This window comes from Bacillus sp. P4_D3 (assembly GCF_056401855.1).
Genome location: NZ_JBFUIN010000491.1, coordinates 1 through 2,394, shown reverse-complemented (window position 1 = coordinate 2,394; position 2,394 = coordinate 1). Strand labels below are relative to the sequence as shown.

General features: G+C 33.6%; 2 protein-coding genes. Both read right to left on the bottom strand.

Annotated elements, in window-relative coordinates:
* Window positions 1–40: 40 nt before the first annotated feature.
* Window positions 41–1,741 (bottom strand): ABC transporter ATP-binding protein, encoded by a 1,701-nt coding sequence (locus AC1DTM_RS23165; RefSeq protein ID WP_477000984.1) that lies wholly within the window; start codon window positions 1,739–1,741, stop codon window positions 41–43.
* A gap of 10 nt (window positions 1,742–1,751) precedes the next feature.
* Window positions 1,752–2,300: an ECF-type riboflavin transporter substrate-binding protein gene (locus AC1DTM_RS23160; RefSeq protein WP_002110194.1), complete on the bottom strand. Its 549-nt coding sequence runs from the start codon at window positions 2,298–2,300 to the stop codon at window positions 1,752–1,754.
* Window positions 2,301–2,394 lie beyond the last annotated feature (94 nt).

The window sequence follows — 2,394 nt, the reverse complement described above, 5'->3', positions numbered from 1 at the left end:
AGATAATTTAATTGCACCATCCATACGATGAAAATACGTATTATGCATATTCCTCCCTCCTATTAGCCTCAATATAAAGTTTCACAAACTTTTCTGGAGTTGGAATTCCGCTTAATTTAGCTAGTTTTATTAATGAAATCTCCCGTAGATTAGCTCTTTGTAACGTTCCTTGATCCCCTAATACAGCGGATACAGTATTGTCCGCAATGATTTTCCCTTCATGCAGAACTACCGCTCGATCTGCGTATTCTAAAGCAAGATTCATATCGTGTGTGATAATAATAAAGGATATGCCTTTTTCAGCTAGTTTTCTAATAAAGGACATAAACTGTTTGTAATGGTAATAATCTTGTCCAGCTGTCGGCTCATCTAATATAATAAGTTTCGGGTTTGTTATAAGTACAGATGCAATAGTAAGCCTCTTTTTTTGTCCGTAGCTTAATGCCTGAATTGGCCAATTACGAAATGGGTATAATCCACAAATTCTTAAAGCTTGTTCGACTCTACTCTCAATCTCATCTTTAGAAACTTTTTTTAATTTTAATGAAAATGAAACTTCTTCTAAAACAGTGGGCTGTGTAATCATTTGATTTGGGTTTTGCATAACGTAAGAAATAACTTCCCCGCGTTTACGAATAGACCAAGAATTTATATTTTCTCCATCGAATATTATTCTCCCATTCTTTGTTTTATTTATTCCTATAAGAGTATGAGCTAATGTCGATTTCCCTGCTCCATTATGACCCAATAACGCTACTATTTCTCCCTCTCCTATTGAAAGGTTGATATCTTCTAAGGCCGTATGTTTGTTATTGTACGTAAATGATAAATTTTCTATCTTGCATAAAGCTTTTTTAATATATGTGTTTTTTGATGAAACTTGCTTCTGCATCCAGTTCTTTAATAGGCTATGAACGCCTGCATTACGAATATTTTCAATTGGAAATACCCTAACATTATTACTGTCAAAATTTAATTTCTTTAGCGCCTCTATATAAATAGGTTCTCTTAGCCCGATATTTGGTAATATATTAGATGCTAATATTTTATCCGGTGAACCCATCRCAACAATTTCTCCTTCATCGATTAAAATAATTTTGTCTAAATCAAGGTTTAAAATTTCTTCTATTCGATGTTCAATAATTACAATTGTTTTATTATATTTCTCATGAATATCTTTAATGAGTTCTATAGTATTCAAACTACTTGCTGGATCTAAGTTAGCTAACGGTTCATCAAATAATAATATATCTGCATTTGTCGTTAGCAGACCTGCAAGAGAGACTGTCTGTTTTTGACCTCCTGATAATTCATGAGGACTTTGTGCATGAAAATTCTGCATGTTTACTTTTTTTAAAGAATCATTAACAATTTTTTTCATTTCATTTTGATTTACACATTCGTTTTCTAATGAAAATGCTACATCTTCTTCGACAGTAAGACCAATAAATTGTGAATCTTGATCTTGTAATATTGTTCCTACRTGTTTACTCTGTTCAAAAATACTTCCCTCTCTCGGATCCTTTCCAGCTATTAAAATATTACCAGTACTAATCCCTTCGTAAGAAAATGGGATTAGCCCATTAATACAATGAGCTAATGTTGACTTACCTGAACCACTTCTTCCAGCTAGTAGTACCTTTTCCCCTGGATATATATGAAATGTAATTTCTTTTAAAGTAGGCTGTGCGGCATGCCCATATTGAAAGGTAAATTGTTCAAAAGATATAATTGGTTGCATGTATACATCCCTACTTTTCAATTTTTAAATGTGTATGTTTCTTATTTGCTTTAGCTAGACCAATCGTGATTGGTAATCCAAGAACTAAAAATACGATAATGTCTGAAATGGTTGCTCCTAGTACTTGTATAACGATTTTGTCAAACGGTTCTCCCATCACAATAATATCGAATGCACCAGCAAATATAATGGCAATGACAATTCCAACTAACCCCGCTATTGCAAAATAAGAAATATCACGGTTATTATACGCTCCATTTTTCACACTGAAACCAGTTCTTTTTTGTATAAGACCCATTGAAAATCCGATAATCCCCGAACTAAACACCCATCCCCACCAAATACCCCAACCAGCGATTGTATCTGTAACGGTATGACCAATAAGCCCTATTAATAGTCCTGCTACTGGGCCAAATAACGCACCAAAAACTGTTAAAATAGCCAATGCTGGTTTAATAAATGTATTGGGTGCGATAGAAAATCCCCAAAGCCCTAATACCCCGTATAAAGCTGCTCCAATTCCGATTGCTACTACTAGTTTTGTCGTTAATTTGTTCATTACAATTCTCCTCTCCTATTATCCCGCTTTTAATACTCTATATTTATTTTGAAAATGAATTATGCATCGACACTTCCTTTCTATACAACAAAAA